Below are 14,906 nucleotides of genomic sequence, written 5' to 3'. Positions count from 1 at the left end.
TGTCCTCTTTCGGGGATGTATCTCAGATGGGGCTTTTAAGCCCAAATTATGCGTTCAGCGAGGCGACGAATGCGTCGATATCGGCTGGAGTGTTGATAGCCTGTGCTGCCAGCTCCGGAGCGATGCGCTTGGCCAGGCCTGTAAGCACCTTGCCCGCACCGGCTTCCACCAGCTTGGTTACGCCGCCTTCATTGGCCAACCAGGTGACGCTCTCGGTCCAGCGAACAACGCCGGTGACCTGCTCAACGAGGCGCTGACGAATCTCAATCGCATCGGTGATCGGCGCCGCGAGGACGTTGGAAATCACGGGGACAACTGGATTGTGCATCGCCACGTCGGCAAGCGCCGCCTGCATGGCTTCCGCCGCAGGCTGCATCAGCGCGCAGTGGAAAGGTGCGCTCACAGGAAGCAACAGGGCGCGCTTGGCGCCCTTGGCCTTGGCCAGTTCCAGCGCGCGTTCAATGGCAGCTGTGGCGCCAGAGACAACCACCTGCCCTGGCGCATTGTCGTTTGCGACCTGACAGACGTCGCCCTGTGCGGCTTCTTCAGCCACAGCGCGTGCGGTGTCGAGATCAAGGCCCAGCAGAGCGGCCATAGCGCCATGCCCGACCGGAACGGCCTTCTGCATCGCCTGACCACGGGTACGCAGCAGACGCGCCGCATCACCGATGGAGAAGGTGCCCGCAGCGCAAAGCGCGGAATATTCGCCCAGCGAATGGCCAGCAACAAAAGCGGCATGATCGGCAAGCTTGACGCCCTTGGCTTCCAGCACGCGGACAACGGCCATCGACACAGCCATCAGTGCTGGCTGGGCATTTTCGGTCAGACGGAGTACGTCTTCCGGGCCTTCAAACATGATGGCGGTGAAATTCTCGTTCAGCGCGCTATCGACTTCTTCAAAGACTGCGCGTGCCTCAGGGAACGCGTCAGCGAGGTCCTTGCCCATGCCAACGGCCTGGCTGCCCTGACCTGGAAAGGTGAATGCTGTGCTCGACATTATGAATTCCCCGGTAACGAATTCGTTGGAAGGTGGCGATAAGGTAAGTCGCCGGTAAAACGGGCTTTGCAACCTACATGCGGCGGAGTCAAGGCGTCGCGCGTATCACCAAAGCCCACAGAACCACGTGGAGCTGTTCCGCAACGACAAAGTTTAAGAGCACCATAAGTTATGCAGTGGTTATCGAAAAGATTGAGTGCCGCCCCTCTCGTCAGGCCTTGGGTCCTCGATAACCTATTCTTGGGCATCGTTATTTTGCTGGCGTGCTACGTCGGCATTCAGTCTCGGATGATTTTTTCCTTGGCCAGCATATGGCCAGCGAACGCGATCTTGCTGTCTTTTGTGCTCCTGCGCGCACAAGCCGTCACGGCGCTAACGTGGATTGTCGCCGCAGCGGCCTATGTGATTGCAGATCTCACAACCGGCGCGCCGGTCAATCTCGCCCTCATCTTAAATGGGGCGAATATGGTGGGCGTTCTCGTCGGCGCAACCCTTGCGCGTGTCCTGACACGCGAAACCTTGACCCTCGCCCGCCCCGACGACGCCATCATCATCATCTTCATTATGACCTGCGCCTCCGTCGCCACAGCGATGGCAGGGGCAATCATTGGCCCGACGCACTTTAATATGGATGCCTCCCACTCCTTTATGGTGTGGCTCGCGGCCGAGCTGGTCAATTACGCTATCTATCTGCCCGTACTGCTGGCCGCCAACATTGGCACGACGCGCCGCCTCCGCTTCTTTTCGGCCAATGCGAACCAACGCAATAATCAATATGCAGCGCTCGCCTGCGCGTTCCTGCTCGTTGGCTTCATGGTGCTCATTGGCGGGCCCGGCTCGCCCAATTACGTCATTCCGGGCCTAATCTGGTGCGCGATTGTGTTCCGCGCCTTTGCCGCCGCCGCAATCAGCGCGATCATTATTACCTTTATGCTGATCGCAGCTCCCCTCGGCGGTATCGATCTTGGCTATGACCTCACCGATGCGGACGCACTGACCTCCTTCCGCCTGTCTATCGCCATGATCGCGATTGGCACTCTGGCCATCACCATCATCAATTCCGGCTGGCGCACCGCCCACCACAATCTAGAGCAGCTTGCCAACCAAGATTCGCTCACAGGCCTCCTCAATCGTGGCGGCACGATCGAAGTCCTCAATAATGCCGTTTATCGCGCCACCCCGTTCTGCCTAATCATGGGCGATATCGACCACTTCAAAACCATCAACGACACCTTCGGCCACAATGTCGGTGATGACGTGTTGCGCAACGTCGGCTTCGAGCTGCGCGAGGGCCTGGGCCGCAACGAAGGCGCAGGACGAATCGGGGGCGAAGAATTTGCCATCGTTATCAACGGCACTTTGGAAAATGCCGTGCGCCATGCTGAGAGCATTCGCAAACGTCTGTTGGGCGTAGAGGTGTTTGACGCGGTCGAGAAACCCGTGCCCTTCACCATGAGCTTTGGCGTCGCCGAATTCGGCCCTGGCGCTGACAGCGTTGAAATGCTGCGTCGTGCCGATAACGCCCTCTATCTCGCCAAGCGCACTGGGCGTGACCGCGTGGTCGCCTTCACCGAAGAGATCAAGCAGATGGTCAACTCCCCTGTTCCCGACCGGCGTCACAACCGCTAATTCAGCGACAGCGCCGGGGGGCAAAAGCGGCTACTGCTCCCCGTCACAAAGCTGTCGCCGCAGACCCAAACCACAGCGTTTCTGCTTGATATTCCCCCATGAACCTCCTATAGCCCACCCAGCAATTCGTTTGGCCGGGGGCTGAACGGAGGGTTTTGCCGTTTGGGCTCTTGCCCATAAGGACAAGATAGGACCGTCAAAAAGTCCGGCCTCCCGTGTTCCCGCTCTTTGCAAGACTGCTTTGATGCCTTTCCGGCTTCGAAGGGGCTCCGCGCCAGAAGAATGCTTGGTTCAAATCCAAAGGAAGGCGCATCCATGGCCCTTTACGAACACATTTACCTGGCTCGCCAGGACGTTTCTCAGCAGCAGGTTGAAGAACTGACCGCTGCGCTGACCGAAATCCTCGGCCAGAACGGTGGCAAGGTCACCAAGAACGAATACTGGGGCCTCAAGGGTCTCGCGTACCGTATCAAGAAGAACCGCAAGGCTCACTACACCCTGCTCAACATCGACGCCACTCCGGCTGCCGTTGCTGAAATGGAACGCCAGATGCGCATCAATGAAGACATCCTGCGCTTCATGACCATCGCTGTTGAAGAGCTTGAAGAAGGCCCATCGGCAATGATGCAGAAGCGCGATCGTGATGACCGCGACAACGCCCGTGGCGGTGATCGTGGTGGCTTCTCGGGCGAACGTCGCCCACGCCGCTTCTAAGATATAAGGAACGAGAACAATGTCTATTAAAGACCTGACCACTTCCCAGGCTCGCCGTCCGTTCCAGCGCCGTCGTAAGACCTGCCCATTCTCGGGTGAAGGCGCGCCAAAGATCGACTTCAAGGACGTTCGTCTGCTGTCCCGTTACGTTTCGGAACGCGGCAAGATCGTTCCTTCGCGCATCACCGCCGTTTCGGCGAAGAAGCAGCGTGAACTGGCTCGTGCCATCAAGCGCGCGCGCTTCATCGGCCTGATGCCATACGTCGTATCGTAAGACCTAACCGTCTTTCGAAAACTCATTGTTGGGGTCGCGGATGGTCCGCGGCTCCTAACCGTTTCTCGGAAACGGGACAGCCAAAAGGATAAATGACATGAAGGTCATTCTGCTCGAACGCATCGGCCGCACCGGCACCATCGGCGACGAAGTCACCGTAAAGGACGGCTTTGCACGTAACTTCCTGCTCCCACAGGGCAAGGCACTGCGCGCAACCGAAGCAAACCGCAAGAAGTTCGAAGCTGAGCGTGCTCACATCGAACAGCGCAACGAAGAACGCCGCACCGCAGCTGCTGGCATTGCTGAAGGCCTCAACGGCCACAGCATCGTTATGGTTCGCCAGGCTGGCGAAACCGGCCTGCTGTACGGTTCGGTTGCATCGCGTGACATCGTCGAAGCTCTCGCAGCTGACGGCTTTGTTATCCAGCGCAACCAGGTTGATCTGCCAGACGCTCTCAAGACCGTTGGCGTTCACACCGTTCCGCTGAACCTGCACTCGGACGTTGCTGTTAAGATCACCGTCAACATCGCTCGTTCGGCTGACGAAGCTGAGCGTCAGGCAGCTGGCGAAGACGTCACCGTTCACTCGTTCGATCTGGAAGACAACGGCGATTTCGCTGCTGGCCAGAAGGACGCAGAACAGGACGACCGTTTCGAAGACTAATCTTCGGTACGCGACGACCCCTTTGGAAAAGCCGGGCTTCATGCCCGGCTTTTTCTTTTGTCCGTTGACACGTTCGGCCATAGACTTAGCTAAATTCGTACCTAAGTTATCCCCATTGTTCCCAGTCTTCACATTGGGTTATTCGAGAGCATGGTCAGAGACGTTAACCCTAGGGACGTAAGCCAGACTCACTGCAAACTCGCCTGACATTGATACGGTGAACATCAGGAGTGCGCTTTGGCTGAGATCGCCCGTCTACATCCCACAGCAGAAGAAAAATCGTTCCGCGTCGCACCGCATAACGTCGATGTTGAGCAGGCGCTGCTGGGCGCGATCCTGATCAATAACGACGCGTTTTACCGCGTTTCCGATTTTCTGCTGGCCGAACATTTTTACGAGCCCATTCACCGCGAGATCTATGAACTCGCCGGTAAAATCATCCGCGCCGGTAAGGCTGCGGAGCCGGCGACGCTCAAAACCCACCTGCCCGATCAGCTGCTCCCCGACGTCACCATGATGCAATATCTGTCGCGTTTGGCGGCAGAGGCGACGACGGTTCTGAACGCGCTTGATTACGGTCAGGCTATCTATGACCTCGCCATTCGCCGCAGCCTCATCCAGGTTGGCGAAGAAATGGTGCAGACCGCCTATGACGCGGACATTGAAACCACGCCAACCAAGCAGATCGAAAAGGTCGAAGGCGAACTCTTCCAGCTCGCTGAAAAGGGGCGTGCGGAAGGTGGCTTCCAGGCCTTTGGCGCCGCGCTGAGTGCATCGATCCAGATGGCAGGCGAAGCCTTTGCCCGTGACGGTGGTCTATCGGGTGTCGCGACGGCTCTGCACGACCTCGACAAACAAATGGGTGGCCTTCAGCGCTCCGACTTGATCGTTCTGGCAGGACGTCCGGCGATGGGTAAAACCTCGCTGGTGACCAATATCGCCTACAACGTCGCCAGCGCCTATCGCGCCGAAGTGCAGGCCGACGGCAATCTGAAAACCGTCAATGGCGGTGTTGTTGGCTTCTTCTCGCTCGAAATGAGTAGCGAACAGCTCGCAACGCGTATTCTGGCCGAGCAGGCGGAAGTCTCGTCTTCCGACATTCGCCGCGGTCGTATTCACGACGAGCAGTTTGCTAAGCTGGTCGACGTGTCCAATATGATGAGCAAGGTGCCGCTCTACATCGACGATACCGGCGGTATCTCGGTCGCCCAGCTCGCCGCGCGCGCCCGCCGTTTGAAGCGCCAGAAGGGGCTCGACCTCCTCATCGTCGACTACTTGCAGCTGCTCTCGGGCTCGTCAAAAGCCTCCCAGCAGAACCGCGTGCAGGAACTGACGGAAATCACCACGACGCTCAAGGCCATGGCGAAGGAGCTGGAGTGCCCAGTGATCGCCTTGTCCCAGCTCTCCCGTCAGGTTGAAACGCGCGATGACAAGCATCCGCAGCTTTCCGACCTTCGCGAATCGGGTTCTATCGAGCAGGACGCGGACGTTGTAATGTTCGTGTACCGCGAAGAATACTATCTCAAGAACAAGGAGCCCAAAGAGGGGACGCCCGAACACCTGACTTGGCAGGCGGAAATGGAGCAAGTGCACGGCAAGGCGGAAGTTATCGTCGCCAAGCAGCGTCACGGCCCCACCGGCACTGTTCAGCTCAGCTTCGAGGCGCAATTTACCCGCTTTGGTAATCTTGCTCGGGCAGACTATCTGCCCGAACGCATGGAATAGGTATGACTCTGACCTCCGGCCTTGGCGGCCAACTGAGCATTGATTTGGGCGCTCTTGCCCGTAATTGGCGCGCGCTCGACAAGGTGAGCGCGGGTGCATTGACGGCTGCCGTCGTCAAAGCCGATGCCTATGGCACCGGGACGGAAGCTGCGAGCAAGGCGCTTTACGCCTCTGGCGCGCGCTTCTTCTTCGTGGCCACGCCCGATGAGGGATTGGCAGTTCGCGCCGCCGTTCCAGAAGCGCATATCTTCGTGCTGTACGGGCTCTATCCGGGGGCGGCGAACCTTTACATTCGCCAGAACCTCATGCCCGTCCTTGGCTCTATGCCAATGCTCGAGGAATGGCTCGCCAAGTGCGTCGAACGCAATGAGGCCTATCCAGCCGCCTTCCATTTCGACACCGGCATCAACCGATTGGGCTTCCGCCTCAGTGAAGCCAGTGCCGTGCGCGAAAAGATCGAAAAGCTCGGCTTTGCCCCGCAGATGATCATGAGCCATTTGGCTTGTGCCGATCAACCGAACCACGAGAAGAACCGCACCCAGCTGGCGCTCTTTGGCTCGGTTATGCAGCAATTCCCCGGCATCCCTGCTTCGCTGGCCAATTCGGCCGGGCTGATGAGCGGCCGCGACTACCATTTCCAAATGGTTCGCCCCGGCATCTCTCTTTACGGCGGCCGAGCCGTTGCTGGTCGCAAGAACCCAATGGCCAATGTCGTGACGCTCCATGTTCCGATTCTGTCGGTCATTGAAGGTCGCACGGGTGAAACCGTAGGCTACGGCGCGTCCTATACGCTCAATCGCCCGTCGCGCCTCGCCGTCATCGGTCACGGCTATGCCGATGGTCTGTTCCGCTCCCTCTCAGGCACCAATCAGCGTCCGGGCGGCAAGGTGTTCGTGCGCGGTCGCCTCTGCCCGATCGTGGGCAAAATCTCGATGGACCTGACCATCGTCGACATCACCGAGCTTGGCTCCGATCTCCCCACGCCGGGCGAAGGCGTTGAAGTGCTCGGCGCCAATGTTCCAATCGACGATCAGGCCGACGCAGCGGGCACCATCGGCTATGAAATCCTCACCGCCCTAAAAGGGCGCTATAATCGCATCTACATTGGTGATGGCGCGCTGCCACCAAGCCAGCCGTCTCAGCCCCACCCACAGGGCTGATTACAAAGTTCCGCCTTTGTTCTTGTTTTTTGAAACCACTTGCTGTTAGGCTCCGGCCCAATAGCAGGTGGTTTTGCCGTTTTGGCGCTCCCTTCTTTGTTGGCACTGAGGCCCCAAAAGGCCAATGGCGTGCCCGTCGAGAAGCCAGAGAATGCCAGCCAGAAGCCACCTATCTGCCCAGCCGCGCCCCAGAGGAAAGTACCCACCTTGGCTAAACTGAAATCTTCGTTCTTGTGTCAGGCATGTGGCGCGGTTTCGAGCCGTTGGCAGGGGCGGTGCGACGCGTGTGGTGAGTGGAACACCATTGTCGAAGAAGTTGTCGATTCTGGCGTCGGTGCGGGCCCCAAATCCGCCAAGGCCGGTGGCCGCGCCACAACGCTGGTGTCTCTCGCCGGTGAAACCGAAGGCGCAGCCCGTGTGGTGAGCGGCATTGCCGAACTCGATCGGGTGACCGGCGGCGGCTTTGTCAAAGGCTCGGCCCTCCTCGTTGGCGGCGATCCAGGGATCGGGAAATCGACCCTGCTCCTCCAGTCCGCTGCCGCCCTCGCCCGCCAGGGGAAACGCGTTATCTACGTTTCGGGTGAAGAAGCGGTCGCGCAAGTTCGCTTGCGTGCTCAAAGACTTGGCCTTGCGGACACAGGTGTACTGCTGGCGGCGGAAACCAATGTCGAAATCATCCTCGCCACTCTCGAAGAGGGCCCGCCAGCCGATCTCGTGATCATCGATTCGATCCAGACCCTATGGACCGACCGGGTTGATTCCGCTCCCGGCACCGTCACGCAGGTCCGCACCTCGGCGCAAGCTCTGACCCGCGTCGCCAAGAAAACTGGCGCTGCTGTCGTTCTGGTTGGCCACGTCACCAAGGATGGCTCCATTGCCGGGCCCCGCGTGGTCGAGCACATGGTTGACGCCGTTCTCTATTTTGAAGGCGACGCCAGCCACACCTTCCGCATTTTGCGTGGCGTGAAAAACCGTTACGGCGCAACTGACGAAATCGGCGTCTTCACCATGACCCAGGGCGGTCTCGAGCAAGTCGCTAATCCATCAGCACTTTTCCTTGATCAGCGCGATAAAAACTCCGCCGGTTCAGCTGTCTTTGCTGGCATGGAGGGCACCCGCCCCCTGCTCATCGAAATCCAAGCGCTCGTCGCGCCCTCCCCCCTCGGCACCCCACGCCGCGCTGTCGTTGGCTGGGATTCGCAACGTCTTTCCATGGTGTTAGCGGTTCTCGAAACCCGCTGCGGCGTCCGTATCGGCGCCAATGACATCTATCTCAACGTCGCGGGTGGCCTCAAAATCAACGAGCCTGCTGCTGACCTCGCCGTCGCCGCAGCGCTTATTTCTTCCCTCACCAATTCCCCCCTTCCGCAAGACGCTGCCTATTTTGGCGAGATCTCTTTGGCGGGCGGCGTCCGCCCGGTTTCCCATGCTGGACTACGCCTGAGAGAGGCAGAAAAGCTGGGGTTTGGCTCCGTTGCGACAGGCAAATTGGGCAAGGCCGATAAGAGCAAAAACCTCATGGTCACTGAATATGCGCAATTGGCCGACATGGTGAGCGCCATTGCAGCCAAGGGGCAGCGTGCCATTCCCGAGCCAGAGGCGGAGGGATGGTAAACAAACGGTTTTCGTGGACTTTTGCATGCTGGCTTTTACACAGCCTTGGCAGGCCCTACTAACTCCGTTAAAGCTGCCTCAATTGACTGTCGGCTCGGACAAGTAGGCGAGAACATATGCTAACTGCATTTGACGTTGGTGTTGGTGTACTGGTGCTCATTTCCGCTATTTTAGCGACCGCACGAGGCCTTACACGCGAGGTTCTCTCGCTGGCGACATGGGCTGGCTCTGCCGCTATCGCTGTCTATATGTGGCAGTACCACCCCGAAATCGCGCGCGGCTACATTGCTGAGCCGGTTGTCGCGGACATTGCCACAGTTGTCCTGAGCTTCATCATCTCGTTGATTGTGCTCCACCTTTTGACCATGCGCATTGCTGACTTTGTCATCGATAGCCGCATTGGGCCGATCGACCGTACGCTTGGCTTCGTCTTTGGCGTGTTGCGCGGCATTCTGATTTCGATTGTCATCACCATCTTCGGTGTGTGGCTCTTGGGAACAAACCTGCCGGAATGGGCCGACAAGGCTCAGACTCGCCCACATCTGCAAAACATGGGCACCACCCTGATTTCCATGCTGCCAGATGGGCTTGAAGCTCAGGTCACCGACATTCTGCGTGGCGGCGGCGGCAATCTGACCGACGATACGGAAGCGCCTGTGGCTCTTCCACCCGAAGCTGTCGGCAATGGCACTGTCGCGCCTGCGCCAGCCGCTTCGCCGTCAATCACCACATTGCCAGCGACACCGCAGAACTAAGAATCATTCGCCTCAACCGCTTAGGCGGGCGAACGAAACTGTCATTTTGCTAGCCATAGCAAAATGGGCTATTGGCGGGGCTCAACAGCTGGCGTAAACGAGCCCCATTCCTGTTATGGAATAGCTCGGTCCAACTGCAAGGAGACCCAAGGTGACCCATCTCGCAGATGACGCTTTCGACCTTGATGGAGACACCCTGCATGAAGAGTGCGGGGTGTTTGGCATTTTAGGACACCCTGAAGCTGCCACCCTGACGGCGCTCGGCTTGCATGCTCTCCAGCACCGCGGCCAAGAAGCGGCCGGTATCGTTTCCTTCGACGGCGAGCGTTTCCATCAGGAAAAACGCATGGGCCTCGTGGGTGATCACTATACCGACCCAGCCGTTCTCGCCGGTCTCCCCGGCCCCATGGCCATCGGCCACACCCGCTATTCCACCACTGGCGAAGTTGCCCTGCGCAATGTTCAGCCACTCTTTGCAGAACTTGATGCCGGTGGCATTGCCGTTGCCCACAATGGCAATTTCACCAATGGCTTGACCCTGCGTCGCCAGATCATCGCGACCGGCGCAATCTGCCAGTCGACCTCCGACACTGAAGTCGTTCTCCACCTCATCGCCCGCTCCCGCCAGACCTCCTCGACCGACCGCTTCATCGATGCCGTTCGCCAGATGGAAGGCGGCTACGCCATGTTGGCGCTGACCCGCACCAAGCTGATGGCCGCGCGTGACCCGGTCGGCATTCGCCCGCTGGTCATGGGCGATCTCGACGGCAAACCAATCTTTGCCTCTGAGACTTGCGCCCTCGACATCATCGGCGCGACCTATGTCCGCGACGTCGAAAATGGCGAAGTGATCATCTGCGAATTGCAGCCCGATGGCACTGTGACCATCGACGCCCGCAAGCCGCGCGATACCCAGCCGGAACGCCCGTGCCTCTTTGAATATGTCTATTTCGCGCGCCCGGACTCCATGGTCTCGGGCCGTAGTGTTTATACAGCCCGCAAAAACATGGGCGCGAACCTGGCCAAGGAAGCGCCCGTCGTCGCCGACGTTGTCGTGCCCGTCCCCGATGGCGGTACCCCAGCTGCGATTGGCTATGCCCAGCAGAGCGGCATTCCCTTCGAACTTGGCATTATCCGCAACCACTACGTGGGCCGCACCTTTATCGAGCCGACCCAGCAAATCCGTGCGTTCGGCGTCAAGCTCAAGCATTCGGCCAACCGCGCAGTCATTGCTGGCAAGCGCGTCGTACTGGTGGACGATTCTATCGTGCGCGGCACCACCTCGGTCAAAATCGTGCAGATGATCCGTGATGCGGGTGCCACTGAGGTTCACCTCCGCGTGGCGAGCCCGATGATTTATCACTCGGATTACTATGGCATTGCCACTCCGGACCCAGAAACGCTGATCGCCAATCAGTACGAAACACTGCAGCAGATGTGTGAATTCATCGGCGCGGATTCGCTGGAGTTCATCTCCATCGATGGCCTGTACGAGGCCGTTGGTGGCGAAAAGCGGAACCCAGAAGCTCCACAGTTCACCGACCACTATTTCACAGGCGATTACCCAACGGCTTTGACGGACATGAATGGTACGTCTAAGCACGACCCACACAAAGCTTCGCTTCTGAAGGTGGCTGGTTAATGTCTGAGAATACTGAACTTGCTGGCAAGGTCATTGTCGTCACCGGGGCCTCGCGCGGCATTGGCTACGCCACTGCCCTCGAGGCTGCTCGACGCGGCGCACATGTTATTGCCATCGCCCGCACGGTGGGCGGCCTTGAAGAGCTAGACGACGCCATTCAGGCGATTGGCGGCTCAACGACCCTCGTTCCGCTCGACCTGCGCGATGGCGACGCCATTGATCGCATTGGCGCGGCCATATACGAGCGCTGGGGCAAGCTGGACGGTCTCGTTGCCAATGCGGGCCTTCTAGGCGTGTTGAGCCCGGTAGCGCATTTAAAGCCAGACGAGTTCGACAAGGTCTTCTCGGTCAACGTCACTGCCAATTATCGCCTGCTGCGCTCGCTGGACGTCCTTTTGCGCCAGGCCGATGCCGGTCGTGCGGTTTTCGTCTCTTCCTCGTCAGCGCGCTCCGCAAAGCCTTTCTGGGGCCTTTATGCAGCCAGCAAGGCTGCACTTGAGGCGCTGGTGAAGTCGTATTCGGGTGAAATCAGCACCACCAATGTGCGCGCCAATGTGTTCTATCCGGGTGCTGTCCGCACAGCGATGCGCGCCAAGGCTATGCCGGGCGAAGATGCAAACACCCTGCCCCAACCGTCTGACATTGCTCCGGCAATTGTCGATCTGCTGAGCGCCTCGGTCACGGAAAACGGCAAGGTTTTCAATATCGAAACCAAGGCATTCGAAGCGATCTAATCGCAGCAGACACTGCAACTCAAAAGGGCCCGCACCATTCCGGTACGGGCCCTTTTCTTATTCTGTTTGATCGTCTCAAGCCGCGGGGGCGACCGCTGTCACCAGCACCTTATCGATGCGGTGACCATCAAGGTCGATCACCTCAAACCGCCAACCGTCCCGTTCAAAACTCTCACCCAGCTTTGGCAGGTGATTGAGTATCGAGAGGATGTAACCGGCGAGGGTTTCGTAGCGCGCATCCTTGGGGATGTTGAGCTTGAAGCGCTCCGACAGGTCATCGACAGGCATCCAACCGGCAACCAGCCACGAGCCGTCATCGCGCTGAGCGATAGCGGGTTCGTCGCCCGGCTCTTCGTTGTAAACGCCTGTAATGACTTCGAGAATATCGCCATAGGTGACGATACCTTCAAAGTGACCATATTCGTCGACAACGAGCGCCATTTGGGCCGAAGAGTTACGGATAGCCTCCACGACGTCGAAGGCATCAGCGTGTTCCATGACCACTGGCATCGAGCGCACGAGCTTGCGCAGATCGGGCTGCTGTCCGGTCGCCATTGCAGGCAGCAGGTCTGAGAGCGAGATCACACCCATGATCGAATCTTCGTCGCCATCGGCAACGAGGACCTTGGTGTGGTTCGTCGACAGAATCGTCTGCAAGCTGACCTCGTACGGGTCGCGAATATCGATCGTCACCACGTCAGGACGTGGGGTCATGATGCCGCGAGCAGAACGATCCGCGAGGCGCATAACGCCCGAAATCATCGAATGCTCTTCGGTTTCAAGAACACCGGCAGTGGTCGCTTCAGCGATGATTGTGCGGACTTCTTCTTCCGTCACAACTTCTTCGCTCTGACCGCTCTGACCGAGCAGGCGCAGCACCAGCTTGCCCGAAATATCGAGGAGCCAAACGATCGGCGTACCGACCTTAGCCAAGATATACATGGGCTGGGCGACGCGCGACGCGACCAGTTCGGGATTACGCAGCGCCACTTGCTTGGGCACCAACTCACCCAAAATCAGCGAGCCGTAGGTGATCAGGACGACAACGACACCAACACCAGCGACATCGGCGATGTTGGTCGGCACGCCAACGGAGTAAAGCCAGACGGTTAAGCGCGCACCGAGCGTTGCACCGGAGAAGGCACCCGAAAGGATGCCGACCAGCGTAATACCGATCTGGACGGATGAAAGGAACTTCCCAGGCTCTTCCGCGAGACGCATCGCGGTAGCTGCGCCTTTATTGCCTTGGTCAGCCATGACCTTGAGGCGCGCGGGACGGGAAGAAACGACGGCCAGTTCTGACATGGCCAAGGCGCCGTTCACGAGAATCAGAACGACGACGATGAGGATCTCTGTAAGCAACAAAGTGCAAAATTGGCAGGCCGTGACCAATGACGGGCTGTTACGACCGCGCCAGTATAGGGATCACGGTTCAGATGTGAATAGGGGGCGAGGGAGTAAGTTTGCCTTACAATCCCTCGTCCCCCTCTTTACTTTTGGAGCTAGCTCCGAACCGAAACGCTTAGTCTTTTGGCGCGTAGGGGTTTTTGCCGCCGCGTAGCCAAATACGGATAGGCGATCCCTTAATACCAAAGGCTTCACGAAGGCCGTTCACAAGATAGCGTTGATAGCTCATCGGGACGACTTCGGGACGCGAAGCGAAAATGATGTACGAAGGCGGACGGGTCTTGGCCTGCGTCATGTAACGCATCTTGAGACGACGACCAGCAACTGCCGGAGGTGGATGGCTCTCGATCATGCCCGAAAGCCAACGGTTGAGGCGCGAGGTCGAAACGTGAGCATTCCAGGAACGCTCCACCTCGAAAATCGCTTCCATCAGACGGTCGATATTCTTGCCGGTGAGGCCAGAAAGCGTCACGAGCGGAATACCGCGCACCTGCGGCAGCAGGCGTTCGCATTCTTCACGCAGCTCGGTGAGCGTCTTGTTCTTGTCTTCGATCAGGTCCCACTTGTTGAGCGCGATGACCATGGCGCGGCCTTCACGTTCCACAAGATCGGCCAGAGCCAAATCCTGCTTTTCAAACGGAATTGTCGCGTCTAGCATAAGCACAACGACTTCCGCGTATTGCAGCGAGCGCAGGCTGTCGCCCACGGCCAGCTTCTCAAGCTTTTCCTGAACGCGCGAACGACGACGAATACCAGCAGTATCAACGAGGTTGATCGTGCGGCCTTCCCATTCCCATGGAACGAGAATGCTGTCGCGGGTGATGCCGGCTTCCGGGCCGACCAGAACGCGTTCTTCGCCAACCATGCGGTTGACCAAAGTCGACTTACCCGCATTCGGGCGACCGACGATGGCGACGTTCAAATAGCGCTTCGGGTTCCAACGCAGTGTTGCGTCGTCGCCTTCGCCTTCGAGCATGTCGGGAGTGATATCGACGTCAACTTCAGGCAGGAAGTCGAGATCGGACTGCTCGCCAGCTGCAGCGTCAGCTTCTTCCTGCGCCTTCTTTTCAGCAGCCTTATCAATGGCAGCCGAAACGATGGAGTAGAGTTCAGAAAGACCAAGACCATGTTCTGCCGAAAGCGCGATCGGCTCGCCAAAGCCGAGCTTGAACGCTTCCACGAGGCCATGCTCCGAAGCCTTGGCTTCGGCCTTGTTGCCCACGAGGTGAACATGCTTGCCCGCCTTACGCAGAACCTGCGCAAAGCGTTCGTCGAGCGGCACAACGCCAGCGCGCGCGTCGATCATGAACAGAATGACGTCGGCTTCATTGATTGCCAGCTCAGTCTGCTGGCGCATGCGATCTTCTAGGCTGCCGTCACGAACGTCTTCATAACCTGCCGTGTCAAGAACACGGAAGGTAAGATCGGCAATATGACCTTCAGCTTCACGGCGGTCACGCGTGACGCCGGGGGTGTCGTCAACCAGCGCGATCTTACGACCAACGAGCCGGTTGAATAGGGTCGACTTGCCTACGTTTGGGCGGCCGACAATGGCAACGGTAACCGTCATGGCGGCGTCCCTTCAAGGGGT

Annotated in this window: 13 protein-coding genes; 10 read left to right on the top strand and 3 right to left on the bottom strand. The window is 58.6% G+C overall.

Annotated features, from left to right (window positions below; genetic code table 11):
* Positions 1 to 46 precede the first annotated feature (46 nt).
* Entirely contained in the window at positions 47 to 997 is a 951-nt protein-coding gene (fabD, locus tag HKD40_RS15530) for an ACP S-malonyltransferase (RefSeq protein WP_169196699.1), read from the bottom strand.
* Between the two features lie 240 nt (positions 998 to 1,237).
* Here fabD and HKD40_RS15525 point away from each other — a divergent pair, with 240 nt between their 5' ends.
* From HKD40_RS15525 to HKD40_RS15480, 10 genes are all read left to right on the top strand, one after another.
* Positions 1,238 to 2,626 carry a GGDEF domain-containing protein gene (locus HKD40_RS15525; protein WP_169196698.1) on the top strand — a complete coding sequence of 463 codons (1,389 nt, stop codon included), beginning with the start codon at positions 1,238 to 1,240 and terminating at the stop codon, positions 2,624 to 2,626.
* 315 nt (positions 2,627 to 2,941) lie between these two features.
* Positions 2,942 to 3,340 (top strand): 30S ribosomal protein S6, encoded by a 399-nt coding sequence (gene rpsF / locus HKD40_RS15520; RefSeq protein ID WP_169196697.1) that lies wholly within the window; start codon positions 2,942 to 2,944, stop codon positions 3,338 to 3,340.
* A 25-nt stretch (positions 3,341 to 3,365) separates the two neighbouring features.
* Positions 3,366 to 3,614, top strand: coding sequence for a 30S ribosomal protein S18 (gene rpsR, locus HKD40_RS15515; protein ID WP_182395940.1), 249 nt, complete (start codon positions 3,366 to 3,368; stop codon positions 3,612 to 3,614).
* A 97-nt stretch (positions 3,615 to 3,711) separates the two neighbouring features.
* Positions 3,712 to 4,278 carry a 50S ribosomal protein L9 gene (gene rplI, locus HKD40_RS15510; protein WP_169196695.1) on the top strand — a complete coding sequence of 189 codons (567 nt, stop codon included), beginning with the start codon at positions 3,712 to 3,714 and terminating at the stop codon, positions 4,276 to 4,278.
* A 237-nt stretch (positions 4,279 to 4,515) separates the two neighbouring features.
* Positions 4,516 to 6,003, top strand: a complete 1,488-nt coding sequence (locus tag HKD40_RS15505; RefSeq protein WP_169196694.1) for a replicative DNA helicase — start codon at positions 4,516 to 4,518, stop codon at positions 6,001 to 6,003.
* Positions 6,004 to 6,005: 2 nt separating this feature from the next.
* Positions 6,006 to 7,163 carry an alanine racemase gene (gene alr / locus HKD40_RS15500; protein ID WP_169196693.1) on the top strand — a complete coding sequence of 386 codons (1,158 nt, stop codon included), beginning with the start codon at positions 6,006 to 6,008 and terminating at the stop codon, positions 7,161 to 7,163.
* Positions 7,164 to 7,370: 207 nt separating this feature from the next.
* A complete protein-coding gene (radA, locus tag HKD40_RS15495; RefSeq protein WP_169196692.1) occupies positions 7,371 to 8,777 on the top strand; it encodes a DNA repair protein RadA in 1,407 nt (468 codons plus the stop codon).
* Positions 8,778 to 8,893: 116 nt separating this feature from the next.
* Positions 8,894 to 9,532: a CvpA family protein gene (locus HKD40_RS15490; protein WP_169196691.1), complete on the top strand. Its 639-nt coding sequence runs from the start codon at positions 8,894 to 8,896 to the stop codon at positions 9,530 to 9,532.
* 151 nt (positions 9,533 to 9,683) lie between these two features.
* Complete coding sequence (purF, locus tag HKD40_RS15485) at positions 9,684 to 11,174, top strand: amidophosphoribosyltransferase (RefSeq protein WP_169196690.1); 1,491 nt, start codon at positions 9,684 to 9,686, stop codon at positions 11,172 to 11,174.
* Positions 11,174 to 11,908, top strand: coding sequence for an SDR family NAD(P)-dependent oxidoreductase (locus tag HKD40_RS15480; protein ID WP_169196689.1), 735 nt, complete (start codon positions 11,174 to 11,176; stop codon positions 11,906 to 11,908). The genes purF and HKD40_RS15480 overlap by 1 nt, the downstream gene beginning before the upstream one ends.
* Positions 11,909 to 11,983: 75 nt before the next feature.
* On the opposite strand, the gene HKD40_RS15475 is transcribed toward HKD40_RS15480, so the two are convergent.
* On the bottom strand, positions 11,984 to 13,270 hold the full coding sequence (locus HKD40_RS15475) for a hemolysin family protein (RefSeq protein ID WP_169196688.1): 1,287 nt from the start codon (positions 13,268 to 13,270) through the stop codon (positions 11,984 to 11,986).
* Positions 13,271 to 13,430: 160 nt separating this feature from the next.
* Complete coding sequence (gene der, locus HKD40_RS15470; protein ID WP_169196687.1) at positions 13,431 to 14,885, bottom strand: ribosome biogenesis GTPase Der; 1,455 nt, start codon at positions 14,883 to 14,885, stop codon at positions 13,431 to 13,433.
* Positions 14,886 to 14,906: the final 21 nt, after the last annotated feature.

Origin of the sequence: Devosia sp. MC1541, from assembly GCF_012847305.1 — a bacterium.
Taxonomy (GTDB): Bacteria; Pseudomonadota; Alphaproteobacteria; order Rhizobiales; family Devosiaceae; genus Devosia.
Note: the sequence above shows the minus strand (reverse complement) of the source record. Positions and strands in the feature narration are given on the sequence as shown.